This is a genomic window from Fibrobacter sp. (assembly GCF_045112255.1).
In the GTDB taxonomy this organism is placed as follows: Bacteria; Fibrobacterota; Fibrobacteria; order Fibrobacterales; family Fibrobacteraceae; genus Fibrobacter.
Map to the genome: position 1 here is coordinate 44,665 of NZ_JBGUHR010000056.1, position 23,997 is coordinate 68,661.

16 protein-coding genes and 1 tRNA gene are annotated in these 23,997 nt (G+C 47.9%); 9 read left to right on the forward strand and 8 right to left on the reverse strand.

Going from position 1 to position 23,997, the window contains the following annotated elements; genetic code table 11:
* Positions 1–98 precede the first annotated feature (98 nt).
* Both ACJMM9_RS07780 and ACJMM9_RS07785 read left to right on the forward strand, forming a co-directional pair.
* On the forward strand, positions 99–5,021 hold the full coding sequence (locus tag ACJMM9_RS07780; protein ID WP_405325447.1) for a T9SS type A sorting domain-containing protein: 4,923 nt from the start codon (positions 99–101) through the stop codon (positions 5,019–5,021).
* A 147-nt stretch (positions 5,022–5,168) separates the two neighbouring features.
* Entirely contained in the window at positions 5,169–6,773 is a 1,605-nt protein-coding gene (locus ACJMM9_RS07785; protein WP_405325449.1) for an SLC13 family permease, read from the forward strand.
* Between the two features lie 200 nt (positions 6,774–6,973).
* Here ACJMM9_RS07785 and ACJMM9_RS07790 read toward each other — a convergent pair.
* The 3 genes from ACJMM9_RS07790 to ACJMM9_RS07800 form a co-directional block, all read right to left on the reverse strand.
* Positions 6,974–7,047, reverse strand: a tRNA-Val gene (locus tag ACJMM9_RS07790).
* A gap of 98 nt (positions 7,048–7,145) precedes the next feature.
* A complete protein-coding gene (locus ACJMM9_RS07795) occupies positions 7,146–7,649 on the reverse strand; it encodes a hypothetical protein (RefSeq protein WP_405325452.1) in 504 nt (167 codons plus the stop codon).
* A 210-nt stretch (positions 7,650–7,859) separates the two neighbouring features.
* The gene (locus tag ACJMM9_RS07800; protein ID WP_173831679.1) at positions 7,860–8,318 is read right to left on the reverse strand and encodes a DUF6941 family protein; all 459 of its coding nucleotides are present in this window, start codon (positions 8,316–8,318) and stop codon (positions 7,860–7,862) included.
* A 71-nt stretch (positions 8,319–8,389) separates the two neighbouring features.
* Here ACJMM9_RS07800 and ACJMM9_RS07805 point away from each other — a divergent pair, with 71 nt between their 5' ends.
* Positions 8,390–9,241 carry a prepilin peptidase gene (locus ACJMM9_RS07805; protein WP_405325455.1) on the forward strand — a complete coding sequence of 284 codons (852 nt, stop codon included), beginning with the start codon at positions 8,390–8,392 and terminating at the stop codon, positions 9,239–9,241.
* A 183-nt stretch (positions 9,242–9,424) separates the two neighbouring features.
* Here ACJMM9_RS07805 and ACJMM9_RS07810 read toward each other — a convergent pair whose 3' ends face one another.
* A complete protein-coding gene (locus tag ACJMM9_RS07810; RefSeq protein WP_405325458.1) occupies positions 9,425–10,714 on the reverse strand; it encodes an efflux RND transporter periplasmic adaptor subunit in 1,290 nt (429 codons plus the stop codon).
* A gap of 93 nt (positions 10,715–10,807) precedes the next feature.
* On the opposite strand from ACJMM9_RS07810, the gene ACJMM9_RS07815 reads away from it, so the two are divergent.
* From ACJMM9_RS07815 to ACJMM9_RS07835, 5 genes are all read left to right on the forward strand, one after another.
* The gene (locus tag ACJMM9_RS07815; RefSeq protein WP_405325461.1) at positions 10,808–11,737 is read left to right on the forward strand and encodes a cation diffusion facilitator family transporter; all 930 of its coding nucleotides are present in this window, start codon (positions 10,808–10,810) and stop codon (positions 11,735–11,737) included.
* Positions 11,738–11,957: 220 nt separating this feature from the next.
* Positions 11,958–12,791, forward strand: coding sequence for an aldo/keto reductase (locus tag ACJMM9_RS07820; protein ID WP_405325464.1), 834 nt, complete (start codon positions 11,958–11,960; stop codon positions 12,789–12,791).
* A 224-nt stretch (positions 12,792–13,015) separates the two neighbouring features.
* Positions 13,016–14,041: a hypothetical protein gene (locus ACJMM9_RS07825; protein WP_405325467.1), complete on the forward strand. Its 1,026-nt coding sequence runs from the start codon at positions 13,016–13,018 to the stop codon at positions 14,039–14,041.
* A 176-nt stretch (positions 14,042–14,217) separates the two neighbouring features.
* Positions 14,218–15,189, forward strand: coding sequence for a hypothetical protein (locus ACJMM9_RS07830; protein WP_405325469.1), 972 nt, complete (start codon positions 14,218–14,220; stop codon positions 15,187–15,189).
* Between the two features lie 280 nt (positions 15,190–15,469).
* Positions 15,470–16,528 carry a hypothetical protein gene (locus ACJMM9_RS07835; protein WP_405325472.1) on the forward strand — a complete coding sequence of 353 codons (1,059 nt, stop codon included), beginning with the start codon at positions 15,470–15,472 and terminating at the stop codon, positions 16,526–16,528.
* Positions 16,529–16,614: 86 nt separating this feature from the next.
* Here the strand turns inward: ACJMM9_RS07835 and ACJMM9_RS07840 are convergent, their stop codons facing one another.
* Complete coding sequence (locus ACJMM9_RS07840) at positions 16,615–17,556, reverse strand: aldolase catalytic domain-containing protein (protein ID WP_405325474.1); 942 nt, start codon at positions 17,554–17,556, stop codon at positions 16,615–16,617.
* A gap of 497 nt (positions 17,557–18,053) precedes the next feature.
* On the opposite strand from ACJMM9_RS07840, the gene ACJMM9_RS07845 reads away from it, so the two are divergent.
* A complete protein-coding gene (locus ACJMM9_RS07845; RefSeq protein WP_405325477.1) occupies positions 18,054–20,216 on the forward strand; it encodes a glycoside hydrolase family 9 protein in 2,163 nt (720 codons plus the stop codon).
* A gap of 54 nt (positions 20,217–20,270) precedes the next feature.
* Here ACJMM9_RS07845 and ACJMM9_RS07850 read toward each other — a convergent pair whose 3' ends face one another.
* The 3 genes from ACJMM9_RS07850 to ACJMM9_RS07860 all read right to left on the reverse strand — a co-directional run bounded on the left by ACJMM9_RS07850 (position 20,271) and on the right by ACJMM9_RS07860 (position 23,892).
* Positions 20,271–21,743, reverse strand: coding sequence for a hypothetical protein (locus ACJMM9_RS07850; RefSeq protein ID WP_405325479.1), 1,473 nt, complete (start codon positions 21,741–21,743; stop codon positions 20,271–20,273).
* Positions 21,744–21,814: 71 nt separating this feature from the next.
* Positions 21,815–22,924 (reverse strand): serine/threonine protein kinase, encoded by a 1,110-nt coding sequence (locus ACJMM9_RS07855; RefSeq protein ID WP_405325481.1) that lies wholly within the window; start codon positions 22,922–22,924, stop codon positions 21,815–21,817.
* A 125-nt stretch (positions 22,925–23,049) separates the two neighbouring features.
* Positions 23,050–23,892, reverse strand: a complete 843-nt coding sequence (locus ACJMM9_RS07860) for a TIGR00730 family Rossman fold protein (protein ID WP_405325483.1) — start codon at positions 23,890–23,892, stop codon at positions 23,050–23,052.
* Positions 23,893–23,997: the final 105 nt, after the last annotated feature.

Here is a 23,997-nt window from a genome sequence, read left to right on the forward strand (position 1 = left end):
TGCATTGCGCTTGCAAAAGTTGCTACAAAAGGTATTTTTACAGGCAGAGAGGCTCGCTGTAATCTGTCATTAGCGCGCAAAAAATTTAGAGGGCTTGAATGAATTATTTAACACGTCTGCTGCTTGGTTTAGGTTTGGCTATCCCGATGTCTGCACTTGCTGCGGAACCCCCGCTGAATTGGGCCAAGTCCGTGTATTTGAATCTTGGCTATAGCGCCGCAGATAACGCTCTTTACCTGAAACAGAAAAATGAAAAATGTACCATCGGATCGGTAAATGAGGATGGCGTTGAATGCGTCAATTTTGCGCAGGTGAAGGCTGATTTCCCCGTGTCGGATGCTTTCGTTAAAGTACTTCGTATGGATCTTGGTGGGAACAAGTTTGGATTTCGATGGAGAACAAATCCCGATCCCGATCTGAAACAGTCATCCACCTTGGTCTTGGCGTCTGATCTTGATTTCCATGAGCTTCAAGCCGGGGTCTGCGTAGAAGATCATTTCGCGCCTGATTTTACAGGAAAGGTATTTGATGGTAGCGGCTATATTATTTCAAATCTCTGCAAGACCATCGATGACCAGACGGGTTCCTCGGTAGGCTTGTTTAAGGAGATTTCTAATGCTATCGTTAAGAACGTGGCTTTTTCAGATGTGCAATTTGTGACTTCGACAGAGAACCCTTCTGACTTGGGAACTAAGTATTACCCTGTTGGGGCGCTTGCTGGAAAAATTTATAACAGCAGGGTGGAAGGCGTTGATTTTAACAATGTTGTTATTCAGGGGCCGCTAGCTGGTGGTCTTGCTGGGGTCATTGAAGAATCCTTGATTTCGAGTTTTTGGTCATTTGGAACTAATAACGTAGTAAATGTTTCAAATGAAATTGCGGTGACCGATGGCTATGTTGGTGAATGTGAAGGCTGCAATATTTCATATACAAAAGGTTACAAGGCCCTTGTCGGCGGTCTTGCCGGTGTCGCTTACCAAACCTCTTTTGACAACATCAACTTGCAGGTCGATGTCCGAAACAAGGCTGCTGTTGACTTGTCGAGCGTGGGTGGTCTTGTTGGCCTGTATGTCACCAAGGGTAACCAGAATAATGAAGACTACAAAGAATTTAATATCAGTAGGATTTCTATCAAAGGCTCAAACGCAGCGACGGGACCTGCTGTTGCTGGTGGTATATCAATGGGTGGCTTGCTTGGAGAGGTTAAGCGGATTGATTCGAATAACTACCCTAAATCAAGTTTGATTATCCAGGATGCAAAGATTGAAAATCTGAAGGTTTCGCAAAGCATATTCAAAAAGACTTTGCCTAAAGCTACTTATCTTGGCGGCCTTATAGGAAACGGTGATATATGCAATAGTGGAAAGCTCGAAATATCAAACGCTTCTGTAACGGATTTCGAGTTTACTGAAGCCTTAAAGAAAAATGGAATTTATCAGTATTATATGGGTGGCATTGCCGGTTATGCAGGGTGTGACCATGTGAATAATTCGTCATCGACTGATTTGTATTTGACACTTACAAAGTCAAAGGCTACGGGTTCGATTAATCTGAGTGCCAAGGAACCCGATATTGCGTCGACCGCTGAAGTTCATGTATCGGCTTCGATTGGTGGCCTTGTGGGTGCGGCTGTTATTGCCGGAAATGAAAATGCTGTGGCTGAGAACGAAATAAGCGTTGGCATTACTTACGACGTAAAGAAAACGAATATCAAAATAGCCGAAGCTTCGGAGAAGGTTTATATTGGCGGTGCATTTGGTACGGTCAATACGTATAATTCATCGGCTGTGGTAAAAGGCTTGCGTTCTTCAAACTACATCAAGGTTGTCGATGATGGTATTGAATCCTATGTGGGCGGTGTTGTTGGTAAGTTCCCGTTGATCAGCAGTGGTGATTCGAAGATCTCGTTTAAGGATGTCCAGGTCTTGCCGAGAAATTCGAAAAAATCGATCCTTGTGGATTATGAAGCTTATGGTACTCCTGGATATGACAGTTATGCCTCTGTAGGTGGCCTCTGTGGAGATTGTTCCTTGATTGGTGAAATTGCACAAAGCTCGGTCAAGGGACATTTTAACAAACTAGATGGCGAAAACGGATCTTTTGAGAAAAAGACTTTCAGCTTGGGCGGTCTTGTTGGTAAATCAAGGGCTGCAGAAGCAATAACTGTAAAGAATACCTATTCGAATGGTAACATTTCTGATGGGTTTGCCGTTGAAAAAGCTGATGAAGAAGCTCCCAAAAATAAAGTGGGTTACCTGTTTGGCGAAATCCCGGGAATTCAAGGACAAAAAGAATCCATACTTATTTCGAATTTCCATTATGGTGTAGATAACGTTGCTGCTATTGGTGATGCGGATGGTTCCAGTGTTAAGAACTTTACAGAGGGCAATTTTGGCGAATTCACCGCTACAAATAATGTGCGCAATGGTGCAAAAACGGAATTGACGGCTAAAAATAACGGCTATGTCTCTAAAGACTATATGGAATCGTCAAATTTTGCGGCGTTCCTGAACAGCCCCTGGACTGAATCCGAAGATATGGTGTGGGCCTATTCTAATGATGCGGGGGGATTGCCGTTCTTTGGAACTCCATCGACGGAGCAGATTATCTCGACGGTTCCTGTTGTGTTCAAGGATGGTAAAACTGTTCTATCTGTCAAAATTGGTGATAAAGTTGTTGATGTCCAGAATGTGAAAGTTGGCGGTGCCGCCGTGGCTCCTGCAACTCCTGCGCCGAAGGATGGCAAGTGCTTTGACAAGTGGAGCGAAGACTATACTCACATCATGGCTGCGGTGGATATTCTTGCCCAATATAAGGTTTGCACGTATACAGTTGTATTTACAAATGAAGATGGAACGAAAATATTTGATACGCAGACGGTTGAATACAACAAAGATGCGACGGCTCCTACGGATCTAGAATTGCCCGAAGGCAAGTGCTTCGACAGCTGGGACGGATCTTATACAAGTGTAAAGTCTGATTTGACCATTAAGGTCAAAACCGCTCCTTGCACTTATACGGTTAAATTTACGGATGAAGCCGGAACAAAGGTTTTTAAGACGCAGACGGTTGAATACAACAAAGATGCAACCGCTCCTACGGAACTAGAATTGCCCGAAGGCCAGTGCTTCGACAGCTGGGACGGAACTTATACAAATGTAAAGGCGGATCTGACCGTCAAGGTGAAGACTAAAGCTTGCGGAAATTCCAGCAGTTCTAGCAGCGGAAATACCTCGGAATCCTCGAGTTCTTCGAGTGCGGGCAATGGTGGCAATTCTTCTAGCGCTGGTAACGGCAACGCTTCTAGCAGCAGCGCGGGTAATGGCAAGTACAGTTCCGGTGGTTCCGTCAACGACGAATCAAGTTCCAGCAGTACAGAGCACAAAAAGTATCTGCTCGATATTGCAGAACCGACGGCAACGCAGGATGGCAAAGCCCTCCGTATGGAATTTGATAACAAGCTTGCGAATATGACTGAAAAGGTGGATTACCACATTCAAGTGATTTCGCAGGCCGGAATTTACCTTGATACCGTGATTGATGGAAAAACGGTGGGTAACGTTAAGAACGGAACTTGGCGCCTCGACCCGGCACCTGTTGGCGAATACACCGTAATCTTCATGCTTAGGGACGGCGTTGATTCCATTCCTTACAAACAGACTATCACGTCTATGGAAACTCGCGAAATCGCCACTACTTCCTGGCAGATGCTTTCGCTGTATGCCTTCTGCCAAAACAATGGCGAAGAATGCCTGTCTAATCTTGAAGAACGTTTTGCCCGTAAGCGGCATGACAAGGCTGCTGAACAGTGCGAAGAAATGAAGTCAGAAGTCAAGCGAGGCAACGCTCCTGACAATGACCAGTTCTATCGTGAAATGAATGAAGTTTGTGCCCAGGCGAACGGCTCGGATGTCTCGACATCGATTTTCTGGTGGGATGAAACGAATCCGGTCGGTGATTATTGGCAGTACCGCAAGTTCAGCGTGGATGACAAGTTCGATTCCACTCGTGGTTACTGGTACGGCCCTATCGATAGCGAACCGTTGGTGATGAGTCTAGAAACTCCTGACATGAAAGATGAGATTGTCTGGCGCCTGGAAAACAAGTTCTCTGGCTGGAATCTTGTGGCAAATCCGTTTGGCTGGTATGTGAAAATTCCGAAGGAAAAGGGTTTTCAGTTCTGCCAGTGGGATCCTGAAGCGAGCACTTACGTAGAACCGGATACGCTTGGACCGTACGAAGCAATCTGGGTTCATACGGAAAAGCCCATGACGTATCGCATTCCGCTGAAGGCTGCCATCGTTTTCGAAGAGGAAAATGGAAAGAAGTCCTTGAACAAGAATGCCGCGCCTGACGACTGGAATCTCCGTGTCGTCCTGGCGGACAATAACGGCAAGCGCGACTCCTGGAACGAACTTGCTGCCGGGAAGACTGCTTCGACTTTGGGTGAACCGCCCGCAGGCATGGGTGACCGAGTGAACCTCTCCATTGTTGATGGTAAAAAACGCCTGGTCAAGAGTGTGAAAAAGAACGCTGACGACCTTGAATGGGATCTCGAAGTGAGTGCAACGACAATGCGCGATGGTCACTTGAGTTTTGAAGGTCTCGAAAGCGTCTGGGCGAAGGGCTTGCGTGTATACGCGACGGTTGATAATGAAACTGTCGAGGTTGCAAAAGACCGTCCGCTGGATGTGACGCTCTCGTCGAAGGCGAAGAATATCTCTGTTCGAGTGACCAAGAGTGCAGTAGTCTCTGGAGTCTCGAAGAATCTCCTCAAGGGACTCCGCGTGAACCAGACTCCGAACGTCCTGAACGTCGGTTTCGATGCAGCCACCAAGCTCACCGGTGCCAAGGTGAAAGTTAGCGTCGTGGGTATCGATGGCCGAATCGTTGCGACGGGCAAGTCTACTGCTAATGCGGGCACGAACGCCATCGCTATGAAAAAGCCCAAGCAGGGCGTCTACTTCGTGAAGGTCAAGGTCGGAAGCCTTAGTGCCGTCACGAGAATCATGGTGCACTGATAATTAGGAATTCGGATTTCGGAGTTCGGAATAGAAATAATCGCGGCGTAGCCGCCATATTAAACAACTCCTAATTCTTACTTCCTAATTCCGAATTGAATAGCGGTCTAGCCGAACGCAAGTTTAATTACTAAATTTGCGCTCGTTATGACAAAAGCTAAACTCATCAAACTCATTATTGCATCGGTGCTCGCCATCGCTGCCCTCTTCGTCCCGTACGAAGCCCTCGGCTTCGTTGGTGACCACGCGTTGAACACTCTCGAAATTCGCGTCATCGCAATCTTTGTGATGGCAGCCCTTTTCTGGATCCTTCAACCGTTCCCGATCTGGTCCACCTCCATGTTCGTCATCGTGTTGATGATTCTCACGCTTTCGAACTCGGCTCTTATCCCGTTCCGCGTGGAAGGTGTTGAACCGCTCAAGTTCAAGGATATCATGGCAACGTTTGCCAACCCGATCATCATGCTCTTCTTGGGTGGCTTCTTCCTTGCTTCTGCCGCTTGCAAGTACAACATGGACAAGAACCTTGCCCGTGTGCTCTTGAAGCCGTTCGGAAAGGACCCGAAGTGGGTGCTCCTTGGCCTCATGATTATTACCGCTGTGTTCTCCATGTTCATGAGCAACACCGCTACTGCTGCTATGATGCTCGCTATCCTCGGCCCGGTGCTCAAGCTCTTTGATGCCAACGACCGCGGTAAAGCTGCTTTTGCCCTCGCCATCCCGCTTGGTGCTAACATCGGTGGTATGGGTACTCCGATCGGTACGCCTCCTAACGCCATTGCTCTTGGCGCTCTCCAGTCCAGCGGTTTCAACATCTCGTTTGGCCAGTGGATGGAATTCGGTGTTCCGTATGTGATTATTATGATGATCCTCGCTTGGCTTTTGCTCCTCAAGCTCTATCCGATCAAGATGAAGGAAATGAACCTCGATATCGAAGGTGCCGAAGGCTTTGACAAGAGTCCGCGCGCTATCATCGTTTACATTACCTTTGCTGTTTGCGTACTTTTGTGGGTGACCGGTAAGAATGTTCATGGCCTCAACGACAACGTGATTGCTATGATCCCGATGGCTGTGTTTGCTTTGACGGGCGTGATTACCAAGAAAGACCTCAACGAAATGAGCTGGGACGTTCTCTGGCTCGTGGCTGGCGGCTTTGCTCTCGGTCTCGGTTTGCAGCAGACGGGTCTTGCCAAGGACCTCATCAACGCTATTCCGTTCAACACCTGGTCCCCGGTCGTCCTCATGGTCGGTTGCGGCTTCATCTGCCTTTTCATGGCAAACTTCATGAGCCATACCTCCACGGCTAGTTTGCTCGTCCCGATCTTCATCGTCGTGGCAGTGAGCTGCAAGGACAACCTCGCTCCGCTCGGTGGCGTGACCTCCTTGATGGTTGCTGTCGCATTCGCAAGCTCTCTCGGCATGTGCCTCCCGATTTCTACGCCTCCTAACGCTCTTGCACACGCTACGGGTTACACGGATACGCGTGGCATGGCTGTTACAGGTATTGTAATGGGCGTTGGCGGTCTTGTGCTCTCCTGGATCATGATGTTTGGCCTTTCCAAGGTGAACTTCTTTGAAGATCCGGCTGAAGCTGCTGCCGCTCCTGCTGCTGTTGCCGCTCCGGCTCCTGCCGCAGAAAAGGCTGCTGAACCGGCCGCCGCTGAAGTTGCTGCTCCGGTTGCCGATAGCGCTGCTGTCGCCATTCCGGCTGACTCTGCTGCTAAGGTTGTGGTAGATTCTATCGCTAAGTAATTAAGAATGTCACCCTGGCCATCGCGTCGGGTCGCCATTTACGAAATTCGCTCGGGTAACTCCCGAGCTTTTCTGTTTGTATAGCCGTCGCGTTTCGCCTTGGCGCATCTCGCTCTTGCGTGTTGCACTGTCGGTGTTGAGAATGAGCCGCACTTTTTAAAACAAAAAAAAGAGCCTCGCATTTCTGCGAGGCTTTTCAGTGGTCGATACAGAACTCGAATCTGTGACCTCTACCATGTCAAGGTAGCGCTCTAACCAACTGAGCTAATCGACCATTAAGGTAGCCCAATATTAGAAAAAGAATTTCCCTTTGTCAAGGGTGGAGGACGATAATTTTCAAAAAAAATGAAGCGAATTCATTTCAGTTCGCTTTTAACGGTCGTCTTCCGAAATCCAGTAATGCAAACGGCCTTCGAAAAGTATCGGGGGGAGGCTTTCGTCGCATTTTCCTTGCCTGCAATCCGTAAAATGCAAATGGATATTGGCCGTCCATTTTGCATCGTCTTTCTGGTCGATGTGGACGTAGTTGCTGTCTCCTTTGACAAATGCTTTGGGGGTTCCCTGGACTTGAATCCACGTGTATGTTGGGACGATATTGTTGTTGCCGAGCTTTGGGTTGTTTACAAGAATACTCAGCTGGTCCTTGCGTTCACTACTTTCCATTGGAATTCTTATCTGAAGGTAGTGGTGGTTATTCCGGATGAATGGAATTTCGATATCGTCTCTGCTGAGTTCCTGCTTGATCTGGTCTTTGCCGTTGATGGTGTATTTGAGGAACCCGCCGCCTTTGACTTCCCAGCTGTCGTTGATGCCGCTGCATGCGGTGAGGCTTGCGGCGATGAATGGAACGAAAATTTTAAAAGAACTAGAGTACATTTTATTAAGATAAAAATGATTGTTGAATTACGTCATTCCGAGCGAAGCGAAGACAACCTCAGAAGGCGAGCGTTGCAGCCGTGCTTGCATGGATATAACCGAGCCAAAGAGGTTGGGGCTTGCCACATCCAGTTAAGTCTTAAAATAGAAAAAACGCCGGGCTTAGATACCCGACGCTCTCTAGTCTTTCGTCTCTAGTCTCTCGTCTGATTATGCTCTGCCGTCAACGCCGGTTTCGTCAGCCTGAGGAGGCTGCTTCTGCTGGGCGAGACGCGGGTCTTCGAGAATGTAAAGCGGGAGCGTGGCAAGTTCTTCGTTATCCACGACGAGGCGCACGATGTACTTGTCCGGGCGCTTGAACTGCAAACGCTGCATGTTCAAAACCATGTTCACGGCAGCGGTGTCAAAGCCCTGGACGACTGGCAAAAGTTCGATCTCGGACTGCATCGGCGGTACAACGGCGTGTCCAACAACGTCTTCGATTGAAAGGCTCAACTGGTGTGTGCCTGCTTCGGAACGCTGGTAGCGCAAGCGGAAAGCGGCAGAACACTGCGGGATCACAAGCGGGAACTTAGCGAAAATTCGGTCAAATGCACCCAGGATGTTCAAACGTCCACCGGCATCGTTGGCGGTGGCGGCATCACAGATAGCGGCAATTTCAATATTCATTATGGGGTCTCCAAGTGTTAGATAAATGTTTAACTAAATTATAATTATATTCCGGAAAAGACGAGGATTTTATGCAAGAAATTCCACTTTGGTATTGGTTGATCGTGTTTTTTTGCCTTGGCGCCTGTGTCGGGAGCTTCTATAATGTCATTGTTTACCGCATGCCGCGCGGAATTTCGCTGATTAACCCGCCATCGCATTGCCCGCTTTGTAAAAAGAGGATCCCGATCCGCTACAATTTGCCGATTGTAGGCTGGCTTTGGCTGCGTGGCAAGAGCGCTTGCTGCAAACAACCTATCAGCGTGATTTATCCGATTGGCGAGAGCCTTTGTGGGTTGCTTGGGGCGCTTGCGCTTTATGCGGCGGCTGGCTTCGGAACGGATTTTTCGCGACCGGTCTTGTCTCCTGTGGTTTGGGCTGATGCGGCTGCAATGTTCTGGCTTTTGCTTGGCGCTTACCCTGTGTGCGCGGTCGATTGCAAGTACAAGCTTATTCCTGATTCCATTTCGGTGGGCGGAATTGTCGCTGGGCTTTTGATTTCGCTCGTTCCTGGTGGCGTGACGCCTCTCCAGAGCTTGATTGGGGCCGTTGTTGCGGGTGGCGGGCTTTATCTGCTCGGCTGGATTGCGACTAAAGTGCTCAAGAAAGATGCAATGGGCTTTGGCGATGTCAAGCTTTTAGCGGGGTATGGCGCGCTGATGGGCGTGACGGGTGCTGTCGAAACGCTCCTAGTTGCGGCTCTGCTTGGAATCGTGGTGATGGTCCCGTACGGGATGCTTGCCGCGAAAAAAAATGCCCAAAACAAGAACAGCGAGGACGCCGGGCAAATTCCTTTCGGACCGTTCCTCGCCATTGCCGCCCCAATTATTTACCTCTGGGGTTCAGCGCTTTTGGACGTTTATTTTAAGTACGTTTTAGAGTAATAAGGAAGGCGAGAGTTGCGTCCACGGTCATCCTCCGTTAGGAGGATCCATACAATTCCGATTACGCTTATATATTTTTATGACCGAGCCAAGGAGTTGGGGCTTTGGCCCCATCCAGTAAAATTATTCGCTAGAAATAACTGGATTCCTCGTCCTAATGGACTCGGAATGACGTTTTGCCGATTATTTCTTCTTCTTTCCGGGTCTCTGCGGCATGAACGGGCTTGCGGCATCCGACTTGCGAGCTTTTGCTGTTGCTGTTTCCTGGCTTGTGACCACGGAATCGCCGACGGAAAGGCCCTTGAGAATCTGGACGTTCACGCCATCGCTAAGACCAATCTTCACGCGACGCGGTGCTGCCTTTCCATTGATGTTGATCCAGACGTGGTCGCCTTCAAGTTTTGGCTTCTTGTGTTTTTTCTTGGCGCCTGTGCCCGGTGCGCTACCCGGTCCCATGCCGGGAGGCGGTGGCGGGAAGTTGTCGCCAGCTTCGGCGGTCTTCGGACGTTCCGGGCGCGGCATATCCTTCGGGTCCATCATCGGAGTGCCTTCGGCGGGCTTGAATTTGAGCGCCTTGACGGGAATTGTGACTGCGTCCGTGATTTCTTGCGTGACAATCGTGCAGGTGGCGGTCATGCCCGGCAAAAGCTTCTGTTCTGGATTTTCGGCGGTAATCACGACGGTATAGGTCACCACGTTGCTCGTGGTCGTCGGATTTAAGCGGACTTCTTGTACGGTGCCGTTGAAAATATCGTTCTGGAAAGCGTCGACGGTAAATGTAACTCGCTGCCCGGCTTTAACTTGTCCAATGTCCGCTTCATCTACTGCAGCCATGACCTTCATTTGTACCAAGTCCTTTGCGATGATGAACAGCGTAGGCGTACTCATGGAGGCGGCAACCGTCTGGCCTACATCTACAGCGCGTTTCAAGACGACACCATCAATCGGGCTCTTGATGGTCGCGTAGCTGAGGTTCAAGCGGGCCTGCGCCACTTCGTTCTGGCGCTGTTCTACGGAAAGCTTGGCTGCGTTTAGGTTGTATTCAGCCTGTTCCAGTTCGACCGCACTTGCGCTCTTGCTTTCGGCGAGCTTCTTTACACGGTCGTAAGTACTTTGTTTAAACTTTAGGTCGTTCTCGGCACTCTTGTACGAAATCAGAGCCTGTTTCAATGTCGATTGCAGCTTGGACTTGTCGAGCTCGGCAATGACTTGTCCCTTCTTGACTTTGGAATTGAAATCGGCGTTGATTTTAGCGATGTCGCCGGAAACCTGGGTGCCGACTTCCACTTGGTCAACGGGTTCCAAAGTGCCTGTGGCCGAAATTGTTGTCTTGATGGTATCTGTCACCACTTTGGTACTGATGAGGGCGCCCGCCTGATTGGCGGATTCGTCGTTAAAGAAGTACGATTTGATGCCGAGGGCGACCCCTGCCAAAACGGCGATAACGATGATGATTTTCAAGAGTTTTTTCATATGCATTAGAAAAATAGTAACATTGATTTTTTATTACAGCAATTTTGATGATTTGGGAGCACGTAAGGTTGCAAATTTTCTAGCTTAAAGGTCATGACTCGCGTACGCAAAAAAGATGACAGTGCAGAAGTTCGCAAAGTGACTTGGGTTGGGCTTGGCTGGAACGCCGCGCTCTCTATTGCTAAGTTTGTTGTGGGCGTTGTTGGCAATTCTCAAGCTCTAGTTGCAGACGCGGTCCATAGTGCATCGGATTTTGTGACGGATGTTGCTGTTATTGTGGGCAGTCATTTCTGGAATTCCCCGCCAGATGCGGAACATCCGTACGGGCATCGCCGTTTTGAAACGCTAATTACGATTGGAATCGGCCTTGCTGTAGCCGCTGTTGGTGTGGGTATCGGGTATAAGGCTGTAATTGCCCTTTTGGCGGGCGAAGCTTCACATCCGGAAAATGTCGTTGCTGTGATGGCGCTTGTGTCCATTATTGTGAAAGAGATCCTGTTCCGCTATACGCGAAATGCGGGGCGGAAAATCCGCAGTCAGGTGCTCGAAGCGAACGCTTGGCACCACCGTAGCGACTCCTTCAGCTCGATCCCTGTGCTTGTGGCGGTCGTTTTCGCCATTTTGCTCCCTCAGCTGTGGTTTGCGGACTCCGTTGGTGCGTTGGTTGTGGCGTTCTTCATTATGCATTCCGCCGTTGAAATTGCGGCTCCGGGGCTTCGACAGCTCGTGGACCGCGGTGCGGACCCGGATGTTCTTGGAAAATTGCGTAATTTGGCGCTTTCTCACCCGAAAGTTATCAGTTTGCATGGACTCCGTTCGCGTTATGTCGGGAGCGACTTGCATGTGGACGTGCATATCGTGGTGGATGACCGAATGACGCTGAAAGATGCTCATGACGTAGCCGAAGAGGTCGAACAGTTGCTCATCGATTCAAACGAAAACGTCGTCGATGCCCTCGTTCATATTGACCCCTACAACGCCAAACGCGCCGCCCAAGGCGACATCAAGACTATAGAGAAGTAATTACTTAGAGCCTTCGGCACAGTTACTAGTTAATAGTTAGTAGTTACTAGAATTCTTAATATGAAATTCTCTAGTAACTAGTAACTCAGAACTTGGAACTGCCGCGAAGCGGCTTTCACACTAGTAAATATTCCAAAGTGGTATTAGCACTTTAACGAATCTACCTTGCGAGATTCGTGTTTCTATTTATATTAGTTTAGAATAAGTTGTGAGGTTGGATATGATACTCGAAGAATTTTACAAGCTGAACAACGGTCAGCGTATCCCCAAAATAGCTCTAGGGACATGGCAAACGCCAAATGACGTGGCTGCAACCGTCGTTGCCACTGCCATAGATGCGGGTTACCGCCATATCGATACGGCAATTGCCTATGAAAACGAGGCGGGGGTCGGCGCAGGTCTCAAAACGGCGCTGAAATCGACTGGAATCCACCGTGAAAGCGTTTTTATCACGACGAAAATCCCTGCCGAAGTCAAAAATTACGATGATGCGGTTCGCTGCATTCAGGAATCGATGGACCGCTTAGACGCGTTCCATATCGACATGATGCTGATCCATGCTCCGCGCCCGTGGGCCGAGATGGGTTCAATCGGCGGAAATCGCTATTTTAAGGAAAATCTCGAAGTCTGGAAAGCCCTTGAAGAAGCTTACGAGGCGGGTAAAATCCGAGCAATTGGCGTTTCTAACTTTGAAATTGACGACTTGAATAATTTACTGGCGAGTGCCCGCGTGATACCTGCGGTGAACCAGATTCGCGTCCACATCGGGCATGTGCCGACGGAATTGATTGATTTTTGCGAACAGACGGGGGTTCTGGTGGAAGCTTATTCGCCGAATGCAACGGGGCGCCTCCTGAAAGTGCCTGAAGTCTGTGCGATGGCCGAAAAATACCATGTTACGGTGCCGCAGCTTGCAAGCCGCTTTGTGCTGCAGCTCGGACTTTTACCGCTTCCAAAATCCGTGCATGAGGAGCGTATCCGCGAAAATGCCAAGCTTGATTTCGAAATCAATTCCAGCGACATGGCGTCATTGCTCGAAATTGAAGGTCTGTAACCTCTAAATTGCTGAAAAATGTGTTTTTTTTTGAAAAGTACGGCTGTTGTCGTGCTTTTTTTTGTTGTTGTGAATATTTTGTGTGGATTTTGTTGTTCGTAAATGATAAATTACCTTTTTTTTTGATAAAGTTTAATGTAAAATGAAATTTATTTATTTGTTTGTATTGCAAGTAAAATAAAGTATTACTATACTTTGTATAACTTATTTGAAAGGAGAATAATATGAATAAGTTATTTATTTTAATTCCGCTGGCCGCAAGTATGTGCTTTGGTGCTAGAATTGGCGTTCTTAAGAACACGGGTAGTTGCCCTGGTGAACAGGTCCTTATCGATCTTGATGTTGAAGATAGCCACAACCATACGGGTGTTAAAAATAATACGGATCCGAATCCTCCAGGAATTACTCTTGGTGGCCATGCCAAATTTACGTATTGCGTCCTTAATGTAAACTCTCTTACTAGAGTTCCGTATAGTTATTTTGTGTTGAGGTTAGGCAATAAGTGTCCTACAGGATCTTATGCGTTCTCTCATCATCATGATACGGAAGACACTCGCAATAGAAATAGTCATAGCGGCAATATAAGCCCCAGTGTGGTCAATGATAACGCTACTTTGGAATATTGCTATGTACCTAAAAATGACACTTCTAAGGTGAAATACCCTGTCGATATTAAGTATGGCGTTTTCTCAAGGGGTTCCTCAAAAATAAATAAAATTGCACATTCGGAAATATTTATTGACGATGAGGATAGTAATAACTCGAATGGTGATGAATTCCATTTCACGGCCTCCGATCTTGTAAGCCAAGATATTGACCATTCTTTACAGTATCCTGAAGCGCAGGCTGTTTATAACTTTATGATGGATATATATTCTCTGCTTTATTCGAGCTGGGATGACTTGCATAATACGACGTATCATGTTATCAAGTGGACTGGCACTGCAAATGATTTGAAGAAATCCTCCGTTGTGGATGAATCCATGCCGATGGTTGCTGCTGTTCCGACAGCTCCGGCTGTTAAGGGCTTGAACCGCAGTCTCGTTTCTGTTGAACTCAAGTCTGCTGGTGATGTGAAGGTTTCTGTTGTCGGCGTTAATGGCGCCGTTCTTGCAAATGTCTCTGAAAAGAACCTCCAGCCGGGCGATCACCAGATCAAGTGGAATTCTGGAATGGTTCCGAGCGGCCGCTATATCGTGAAGATCGAACAGAATGGCATGGTGAATGCAAAGAACGTGATTTTGAAGTAATTTAAACGACTTCTTAATTGCTTTTAATGGAAAGGCTCTTTGTTTGTGCAAAGAGTCTTTTTTTTATTGTTTGTTTTATGTTTTTTTACGTGAGTGAATTTGTATAAATTTTTTTATTGTTGAAAATAAATTTATTTTGTTATATTATTTGTATTGTTGTTTTAAGGAGAAAATAAATGAATAAAATATATCCATTAGTATTGCTTGCTGCGTCGATGAGCTTTGCAAAGCTTATTGGTTTCTTGAATGCTGAGGCTCCCTCGGGCTGGTGCAGCAATCCGTTTTCCATATTTATCGATACGGAAAATAGTAACGACCAAAGTGGTGTCCGTTTAGGTGATCTCGCTTCTTCAAAAGCGGGCGTGACATTCCGTAATGGTGGCGTTGAATTTAATTTTTGTACGGGAGATAGGGAAAGCTTGCCGCAGGCTAGGTTTGATTATGCGGTGCTGTCTTTGGACAACGAATGTCCTGCAGGGTCGTATAGGTATGGCCGTCATCACGATACCCAAGATGGTGGGCATAACTCGTCTACGGGGTATGTGGGCGTTAATGAAGTGGGTCGCGATGTCACGCTTTATTTCTGCTACGTGCCGAAGAATGATTATGTTACGGCGAAGTGGCCGTTCCATTGGAGCAATGGCCTTTTCGCCGATTTTAATGTAACGCGTTCGTTTCATTATGAATTTTATATAGATGATGAAGATAGCAACAATAAAAACAAATGGCTTGGAAAATCGTCTTTACCACTATATGTTCAAAATGGGATAGATGCGATTATGAATGGCTCTAAGAATACAACGTATCGTGTGACTCGCTGGACCAGCCACATGTTCTATGACCTCTATAAGAGCGCTGTGGAAACTCCGGCTTCTTCTGAAACTCCGCTTGTTGCCGCTGTTCCGACTGCTCCGGCTGTTATGGGCTTGAGCCGCAGTATCGTTTCTGTTGAACTCAAGTCTGCTGGCGATGTGAAGGTTTCTGTTGTCGGCATTAACGGCGCAGTTCTTGCGAATGTCACTGAAAAGAGCCTCCAGCCGGGCGATCACCAGATTAAGTGGAATTCTGGAATGGTTCCGAGCGGCCGCTATATCGTGAAGATCGAACAGAACGGTATGGTAAACGCCAAGAACGTGATTTTGAAGTAAAATAAACGACTTCTTAATTGCTTTAATCAAAAAGACTCTTTGTTTATGCAAGGAGTCTTTTTTGTTGTTACAATTTTTTTTTTTTATTTTTAAAACTTTGTTTATGAAATTTTATTTAAAATATTTTGTTTGCTGATATGGAAGTTGCTTGATTTGATTGTTATGATACGTTGTGATACAATTTTTTGTATGTAAGCTTTTTGTAGTATTTTTAGCTTATTTACATTTACGTTTGTATAAATTATATTATATGTACTTTTTAAAATGAAGGAGAAAAAGTATGAAAAGTAAATATCTAGTAATCGCTTTGGCTTGCTTGACTAGCGCAAGCTTTGCAACAAGAATTGGTGTCTTGAAAAAGGACGCGAACTTTAAGTGCAAAGAACAAATCAAGATAGATCTTGATGTGGAAGATAGCCATAATAGGACGGGTGTTAAAAACAATACGGACCCGAATCCTCCAGGAATTTCTCTTGGTGGTCATGCTGTTTTTACTTATTGTGCTTTGAACGTTAGTTCTATGCCGAAAATTTCTTATGATTATGCTGTTTTAGCACTGGATGAAGAATGTCCGGCGGGCACATACATGTTTATGCGTCATCATGATACGGAAGATTCGCATAATGCAAATTCTCATTCGGGGAATATCTATCCTAATGTTGTGAATAATAATGCGACATTGGTTTATTGCTTTGTTCCTGCCGATGAATCTTCTAGCAAACAATACCCGTCGTTTGATAAAAACAATGGTGATAAATACGGGGTCTTTGCAAATCCTGATATGAAGAAGGTTAGCTCAAAAGTAAAGCATAGCGAAGTTTTTATAGATGATGAAGACAACAGGAATGACCATTGGGAATGGTATACGATGAAGTATTTGCCTGTTGTTATGGGCGGTGGGTTCACGCAAGAAGGTAATTCTGATTATTGGTGCTATCCGTCATCAACGCCAAATCGTATTGTGAAGAAAATGAAAAATATTATGAATGGCGAAGATAATACGACGTATCATGTTATCAAGTGGACTGGCACTGCAAATGATTTGAAGAAATCCTCTGTTGTGGAAGGATCCATGCCGATGGTTGCCGCTGCTCCGGCTGCTCCGGCTGTTAAGGGCTTGAACCGCGGTATCGTTTCTGTTGAACTTAAGTCTGCTGGCGATGTGAAAGTCTCTGTTGTCGGCATCAACGGCGCAGTTCTTGCTGATGTCATCGAAAAGAGCCTCCAGCCGGGCGATCACCAGATCAAGTGGAATTCTGGAACGGTCCCGAGCGGTCGCTATATCGTGAAGATTGAACAGAACGGCATGGTGAACGCGAAGAATGTGATTTTGAAATAATTCGAAATTATTGAATATTGCAAAGAATCCCGCTCCAGTCGGAGCGGGATTCTTGTATAAATGAATGTTTGCCGATTTGCGAATTTTTAGTCGTTGACCATCTTTTCGTAGAATTTGCGGTAGTGGTCGCGGTCTTCGGTCTTGCGGACGGCGATGGCGTCTTGCGGATGGCGGTTGAGCATGCCCGTGATCATCTGCGGGATGATGTAGCCCCATTCGTACTTCTGCTGCAACGGGAGGAACAGTTCTTCGTAGGCGTCGAGAACCGGGCGCAAGTCGTACTTCGGATTCTTGAGGAAGCTGAGGAGGAGTTCGGTGGTGCAGTTGCCTGCGCCACGGCCCATGCCGGACACGGAACCGTCGAGGTAATCGACGTGGTTGATGATGGCCTGGATCGTGTTGCTGAAGGCGAGCTGCTGGTTGTTGTGGCCGTGGAAGCCGAACTTCTTGTTCTTCACGATGCCCTTGTAGCGGGCGAGTTCCTTATCGATGTCTTCCTGGTAGAAGGCGCCGAAGCTGTCGACGAGGTAAAGCACGTCGGCCTTGCATTCTTCGTTGACCTGGTGGAGGGCTTCGTCAAGTTCCGGGCCGCGGTCGCGGCTTACTGCCATGATGTTAAGCGTCGTTTCGTAGCCCATGTCGTGGAAGGCGTTCACCATGCTGATGCCCTTGTCGATGTTCTTGACGTAGCTTGCGACGCGGAACATCTGGTACGGGCTTTCGGAGGCAGGCTTCACGGCGTCCATGTTGACGCGGCCCACGTCGGCCATCACGGCCATCTTCATCTTGGATTCGATGCCATCCTTGACTTTCCAGAGCAGGTCGTCTTCGCAGAATTTCCACGGACCGTATTCCTTGGGGTCGAAGAGTTCCGGGGAGTTCTTGTAGCCCATTTCCATGTAGTCTACGCCGGCTGCGGAAAGGAGTGTGTACAATCTACGCACGAATTCAAGAGAAAAATCGTGCTTGTTGACGAGGCCGCCATCGCGGATCGTGCAGTCGAGAACTTTAATGGTTTCGTAGTACATGTTTAGATTTTAGACGAAAGACGAGAGACGAAAGGTGATTGTTGTTTCGAAAATCGCGGTCGTCGTTGGTTGAGGTTGTTGTCTGAGACGTCGTTCTGAGCGATGAAATCGCGAAGAATTCAGTCGTTTTTCAATTACATCGCAAACATAGGTTTTAAAATTTGATCGGTCAATAAAATTTTTGAAGCAGCTAGAAAATGTTTGATATTTAACGTAAATATTGCGTTAAAAGCGTGGAAATGGGCTTTTTTCGGGTGTTTTTTTTGGTCGAAAAATCCTCGGAAAGCTTTCTCGTTTTGACTTGGTTGCTATAAAACCCCTATAATAAATTGCGATTTTAGATGGCTTTATAAAGCTTCTTGGTTGGGCCGTAAATGGTTAATTTTGTATTCTACGCTATATATGCGTTAAATGAACGCAAAACTTAACTGGGTTGACGGCTTCGTATGAGGATAATTTTACTTTTCCAAAAATCATCGTGAATCTATATTTAGCGCATGCATATACATAAGCTTTCCCCAATTTTCTCTGCCGCTGTTCTTTTGAGCGCGGGTGTCGCTTCTGCCGAAACCAAGTTTTTCTACAACCAGGTCGGTTATGATGTCGGTCAGCCGATTTCCGTGATAGTCAAGAGTGATAATCTTACTGATGGTGCCGAATTTAGCGTGATGTCGGGCGGGACCGCTGTGAAGACAGGTAAGTTGTCGGCGGGTTCGAATCCGGACAACTGGCTCAATAATGGCAAGTTTTATGTGGCGGACTTGACGGGCCTTACGGCGGGCAAGTACACGCTCCAGGTTTCCGAGAATGGGCAGCCACAGAATTCGGGCGAGTTTACTGTGGGCGAAAACGCTTTGGCTGCAAATACACTTGCATCAGTGCTCAATTACCTCTATGATGACCGTGCCGATGACCCGACGGTTGAAGGCTGGGACAAGAGCATGGGAATTTATAATTCCGGCAAAAAGGTGGATGTTCATGGCGGCTGGTACGATGCCAGCGGTGACGTGAGCAAATACCTTTCGCATTTGTCTTATGCGAACTATTTGAATCCGCAGCAGATTCCTTTGACGGTTTGGTCGCTTGCTTTTGCTTCGGAACGCATCCCGAAGTTGCTTGGTTCGACTGTGACAAAGGCAAAAACGGCTGATGAAGCGGCTTACGGTGCGGACTTTTTGGTGCGCATGCTCTCTGAAGAAGGTTTCTTCTACATGACGGTTTTTGATAACTGGGGTTCGCCTTTGGGCAAGCGCGAAATTTGCGCATTCTCTGGTTCTGATGGCATCAAGAGTGCTGATTACCAGACCGCTTTCCGCGAAGGCGGCGGCATGGCGATTGCCGGTCTCGCAAGCGCAGCTAGGCTTAAGCTGAAGGGCGAATTTACAAGCGAACAGTATTTGGCGGCGGCGGAAAAGGCTTACAAGCATTTGTCCGAAAAGCAGAGCATTGGCGGCGATTGCGCTTACTGCGATGACCACAAGGAAAATATCATCGACGATTACACGGCGCTTTTGGCGGCGACGGAACTTTATGCGGCTACAAAAAAACAGGAGTATTTGGAAGATGCTTATGACCGTGCCGAACATTTATCTTTTCTTGTCAGTGTAGATGGCTATTTCTGGAGTGACGATGCAAAGACGCGTCCGTTCTGGCATGCAAGCGATGCTGGTCTTCCGTTGGTTGCCCTTGCTCGTTATAGCGAGGTTGTTGGCGCTATTGAAAAGGATGACCGTGTTGTAGTTCGTGGTATCTCCGTTCCTTACTGGGTCTGTTTGAGTATGATTGGTGGCGGCTGCGATAACTATATTCTCGTTAATGTTCGTGATGCCATTAAGTCTCATTTTGACTGGCTCGTTGAAATTACGAATAAGGTTGATAATCCGTTTGGTTATGCCCGCCAGACTTACAAGACTAATGGGGTTATCAAGGATGGGTTCTTTATCCCGCACGATAACGAAAGTAATTATTGGTGGCAGGGCGAAGATGCTCGCCTTGCAAGCCTTTCTGCGGCAATGATGTATGCGATGCGCGTTATTGGTCGTGAAGACAGGGACTTTGATCCGGATGATGTGCAAAAATATGCTACGGATCAGCTCGACTGGATCTTGGGTAAGAACCCATATGGCACTTGTATGATGTATGGCAAGGGAACAAAGAACCCGCAAAAGTATGATGGCCAGTCTGAATATGATGCAACGCTTGAAGGTGGCATTGCTAATGGCATTACCGGCAAGAATCAGGATGGCTCGGGCATTGCCTGGACTGACGACGGCGTTGCTGCTGTGGGCTTTGATTCTATGAAGGAATCTTGGCAGGTGTGGCGCTGGGACGAACAGTGGTTGCCGCATAGCACTTGGTTCTTGATGGCGCTTGTGGAACGCTATGACGAAGTGACTGAGCCAGTGAAATTCTCTGTTGGACTTTCGAAGTCTGTGGCTATGGCGAAGTTCGGCATGTCGCTTGCCGGCAAGATGCTCTCGCTGAATTTGCCGCGTTCTGTCGTGGGCAAGTCCATCAAGATTCTTGATGTGCGTGGCAATGTGCATATGCAAAAGACTGCCCAGAGCATGAATGAATCGCTCAATTTGAGTGCGCTCAAGAGCGGACTCTACCTCGTGCAAGTTCAAGGCTTTGCCGCCAAGAAGTTTGTTGTGAAGTAATCCGCATCGTCTTTCTGGAAAGTGGCTGCCCCGGAATACATCCGGGGTGACTGGCTAATTTGACACTTTAAACTGTTTGGGGGCGGCGTAGGCCATTTGCACTAGGATGTCCTTGCCGGTTTCCATGAGCTTCTTGGCTTGTTCGGCGAGCATGTCGATGTCGTTTTCCTTGATGACCTTGCTCAAGTGCTCCATTGCAGCATTGACTTCGGACTTTGTCTGGATACGGAGTTCGCCGATGTCGAAGTGCGCACGACGCAATAGGCTTGCATCCGTTTCTTTTGTGATTCCTTTTTCGAGTAGCACTATAGCCGCTTCTGGAATGTTCTTTTGCTTGGCTATTGCGCCCCACTCGATCCATTGCGTACTGGGAATTTCGGCGTAGCAGCCTGCAATTCTGTTGGCGGCGTCTTTTACTTCATAGAACTTGACGGGGTCCTCTTGCAAAAGTGCCGTGAACCCGTACCGCAACATTCTTGCTGCGTTTTCTGTTTCGCCGTTGTTTGCGGCGTCAAGCCCGTCGCTAATCATGTTGCGTATGCGTTCTCCGGGCGAAAGCGATTCTTCTGTACTTTGTACCACCTGCTTTGGCTTTGCGATTTCGTCAGAACGGTGCGGCATGTAGTAGCCTGCCAGTCCGCCAAGCGCAAAGAATATCGGGGATTCTACTGTGACGGCGTTGAAAATTCCCGGATTGAGGAACCAGTCTATAGCCATGCTCCCGACGAGAGCCAATTGCGATATCTTGCTGACATAAGACGGAATGGCGTCTTTCTCCTTGTCGAATACGTTAGCCCCAAGCAAGAAGCAAATCATCAGGCTTACGCCCATGTAACGCTGTGTGGCGAACTGCCCAAAGAACGATGTGTTTACAAGCAAATCGACAAAGAACCCGCTAATAATTGCGATTACCACTGCATAAACGTAAACGAAGAATGCGTTCCAGCGCTTTTCGAGCTGCATTAGCGCAAACATGAAAAATACGACGAAGAAAATATAGGACCATGCGCTTGGGAACAGTAGGCTGCACGTGAGCCAGCTTTCGGTGTTGCCTCGGCTAGGCTGGTATGCCCAACGGTAGCGGAGGAATTTGTCCGTATATTTATAGATCCATTTTTTGAGTTCGGCCTCGTATTGCTTGTCGGTCGGAAAGCTGCCGTGCTCCGCGGCGTATTGTTCCTTGCCGCCCTGATTTTCCCACCAGTCGAGGAATTCTCCCTTCATTTCCTCGATGCGGTCTTCGATGATTGGTGTCGGGTTCTCGATCTGGTAGCGCTCCCTGTAGAGTTCGAACTCCTGATTTTTGATAGTCTCGTCGGGCGTGAGTCCAACGTTCTTGAATTCCTGGGCGCGTTCCTCCTCCCACCACTTGTCAAACGACTGGTGGATATCCTTTTCTTGACGGATCTTTTGAATCGTCGGGTTGAAGGTCGTCTGGAAGTTGAAAATTCCAAGGACGGCTAGTGCTAATAGCGTCACGTAGTGATGGAACTTGAAAAACCGGAACGGGTTTAGAATTATACTCAATATTTTCTTCATACTAGTGAATATAAACAAATCACTAGTAAAATGCTATTGAGGTGGGGGATAAATGCGTGTTAAAAAGTACGCTGCTGGCCGTACTCGTTTAGCTGATTCCACAAAAAGTCGGTGTTGACGTCGCTGTAGCCGAGCGCGTTCACTTCTTCGCGGAGCTTGTGGGCGAGGGCAAAGAGGTTTGGACTCTTTTTCATGCGCTCGTTCGCGTCGAAGGTCGTGAGGGCGTCGATCCATTCATGGATTTCCGGGAAGCGCTCGTCGTCAAATACGTTTTCGCGTCCGTTCTCGATGTATTCCATGTAGCGCTTGGTGATCAGGCGGCCTTCTTCGGTGTAGATGTCCTTTGCCTTGGGGTAGAGCTTTACGCCGGTGAGGTATTCGTGCATCACGGCGCCAAAGCTGAAGTAGTCCACGGCGCAGGTTATGTTTTCACTGGACTGGGCGAGTTCGGGAGCGCTGTAGCTTGGCGATGAAAGTCCGCCGCCTTCGGTGACGGTTTCGCGCATCTTGGCCTGGGCGTAGCCGAAGTCGCAGAGCAAAATCTTATGGTTGTTCTTGTGCGCCGGATTCTGGCACAGGAGCAAGTTCCTGGGCTTGATGTCCTTGTGTACAATTTGGTAGTAATGGAGCTGGCTGATCGTGTTGGCGAGGTAGGCTATTTGTGCGACTCGCTTGACACGTTCTTCGTCGGTGATCCTTGGCTTGATGACTCTATCAAGTGAACAGCCTTTGATGAACTCCAGCTTGAGGTAGGGGTGGCGCCCCGCGATGCCTCCGCCGAAAGTCTGTACCACGCCTTCGATGTTTGTGGCGCGGATGAGGTTGTTGATTCGGATCTCGTCCTGGAATGCGCTTAATAGCATGTTTAGGCGGTGCAGACGGTTCTTGCCGGGAGGTGCCCAGTATTTGCAGATCTTCACGACGATTTCTTTTTCGTCGTAGCGCTTTTCGTCGCGCGGGTGTTCTATCCAGAGCTTCGCGCGGTAAAGCTGGTTTGTGCCTACGAGCGAAAGCGGCTCGATAAGCTCGATGCGTTCTGCGTTGCCGTTGTGCTTGAAGTCAGGATTATGGTCAAACCACCGCTGGTATTCTTCCATGGTGTAGTTTGGGCGGAGCGCCAGATTGCGCGAGACCCTGTCCATCATTTCTGCCAAATTGTTCCAGAACATGGTAAAAATTTAGCAAAAAGCAATGGAATGTGCAAAAACAACTGATGCCGGAACGGAGTCCGGCATGACGTTATTGTATCGTCGTCCTGACCCTGTAAGGGGAAGGACCCAGTTAAGTCTTGTTCTTACTTTTTATTTCCTTCGTCTTCGGCGTGGGAGCGCGCGAATGTGACCGTTTCTTCGCTTTGCTCTTCGAGCTTGGACGTGATGAAGTCGTAAGCCTCATCGACGGTATCGCAGAACTTGAAGAGCTTGAGGTCGTCGGGATTGATCATGCCCGTTTCGGCGAAGAATTCCCAGTTCAAAGCCTTTTTCCAGAAGTTCGAATCGAAAATCACGACAGGCATCTGCTGCGCGTACTTGTCGGTCTGGATAAGCGTGAGCATTTCGAAGGCTTCGTCGAGCGTTCCGAATCCGCCAGGAAAAATCACGAGCGCACGGGCCATGCGTAAGAACCAGTACTTACGAATAAAGAAATAACGGAACTGCAAGTTCAGTTCGTCATCAATGTAGGGGTTGCAATGTTGTTCGAAAGGTAGCTTGATGTTCAAGCCGACAGAAGGGGTACCCACGTCGGATGCGCCTCGGTTGCCTGCTTCCATAATGCCTGGACCGCCGCCTGTCATGATGGCGTAGCCGTGGTGGCGCTTGTTGATCCACTTGCCGAGCTTGGCAGCGAGTTCGCGAGCGGCAGTGTAAGAATCTGCGACTTTGGAGAGGCGGTCGAGCCTTGCCAGTTCAGCTTTGTTCTTGCAACCTTTGCGGCGTTTCTTGATTTCTTCCGGCGGAATTGTTCGAGCCGAACCAAAGAATACGATAGAATTCTTGATCTCTTCTTGATGAAAAATCTGTGCAGGCTGGAAAAATTCAGAAAGGAATCGAATGGGACGTGCTGCATCGCTTTCCATAAATTCGGCATTGTGGTATGCCATCTGCCCTGGAATCGTGCGTACTTTCTTCGGTGCCATAATGCGAACCTCTTATTTAAGTTTCGTTCTAGTCATTGTCGTATCTTATTGAATAATATACGTTAAAAAGGCTTTGTGGACCAAAAAATAAGGTTTTTATCTTCT

What these genes read in the sequence shown, in the direction of transcription:
- ACJMM9_RS07835 (WP_405325472.1), top strand. Translation starts at nt 15,470, where the DNA reads ATGAAAAGTAAATATCTAGTAATCGCTTTGGCTTGCTTGACTAGCGCA.
- ACJMM9_RS07820 (WP_405325464.1), top strand. Translation starts at nt 11,958, where the DNA reads ATGATACTCGAAGAATTTTACAAGCTGAACAACGGTCAGCGTATCCCC.
- ACJMM9_RS07825 (WP_405325467.1), top strand. Translation starts at nt 13,016, where the DNA reads ATGAATAAGTTATTTATTTTAATTCCGCTGGCCGCAAGTATGTGCTTT.
- ACJMM9_RS07780 (WP_405325447.1), top strand. Translation starts at nt 99, where the DNA reads ATGAATTATTTAACACGTCTGCTGCTTGGTTTAGGTTTGGCTATCCCG.
- ACJMM9_RS07785 (WP_405325449.1), top strand. Translation starts at nt 5,169, where the DNA reads ATGACAAAAGCTAAACTCATCAAACTCATTATTGCATCGGTGCTCGCC.
- ACJMM9_RS07845 (WP_405325477.1), top strand. Translation starts at nt 18,054, where the DNA reads ATGCATATACATAAGCTTTCCCCAATTTTCTCTGCCGCTGTTCTTTTG.
- ACJMM9_RS07815 (WP_405325461.1), top strand. Translation starts at nt 10,808, where the DNA reads ATGACTCGCGTACGCAAAAAAGATGACAGTGCAGAAGTTCGCAAAGTG.
- ACJMM9_RS07860 (WP_405325483.1), bottom strand. Translation starts at nt 23,892, where the DNA reads ATGGCACCGAAGAAAGTACGCACGATTCCAGGGCAGATGGCATACCAC.
- ACJMM9_RS07805 (WP_405325455.1), top strand. Translation starts at nt 8,390, where the DNA reads ATGCAAGAAATTCCACTTTGGTATTGGTTGATCGTGTTTTTTTGCCTT.
- ACJMM9_RS07795 (WP_405325452.1), bottom strand. Translation starts at nt 7,649, where the DNA reads ATGTACTCTAGTTCTTTTAAAATTTTCGTTCCATTCATCGCCGCAAGC.
- ACJMM9_RS07810 (WP_405325458.1), bottom strand. Translation starts at nt 10,714, where the DNA reads ATGAAAAAACTCTTGAAAATCATCATCGTTATCGCCGTTTTGGCAGGG.
- ACJMM9_RS07855 (WP_405325481.1), bottom strand. Translation starts at nt 22,924, where the DNA reads ATGTTCTGGAACAATTTGGCAGAAATGATGGACAGGGTCTCGCGCAAT.
- ACJMM9_RS07830 (WP_405325469.1), top strand. Translation starts at nt 14,218, where the DNA reads ATGAATAAAATATATCCATTAGTATTGCTTGCTGCGTCGATGAGCTTT.
- ACJMM9_RS07800 (WP_173831679.1), bottom strand. Translation starts at nt 8,318, where the DNA reads ATGAATATTGAAATTGCCGCTATCTGTGATGCCGCCACCGCCAACGAT.
- ACJMM9_RS07840 (WP_405325474.1), bottom strand. Translation starts at nt 17,556, where the DNA reads ATGTACTACGAAACCATTAAAGTTCTCGACTGCACGATCCGCGATGGC.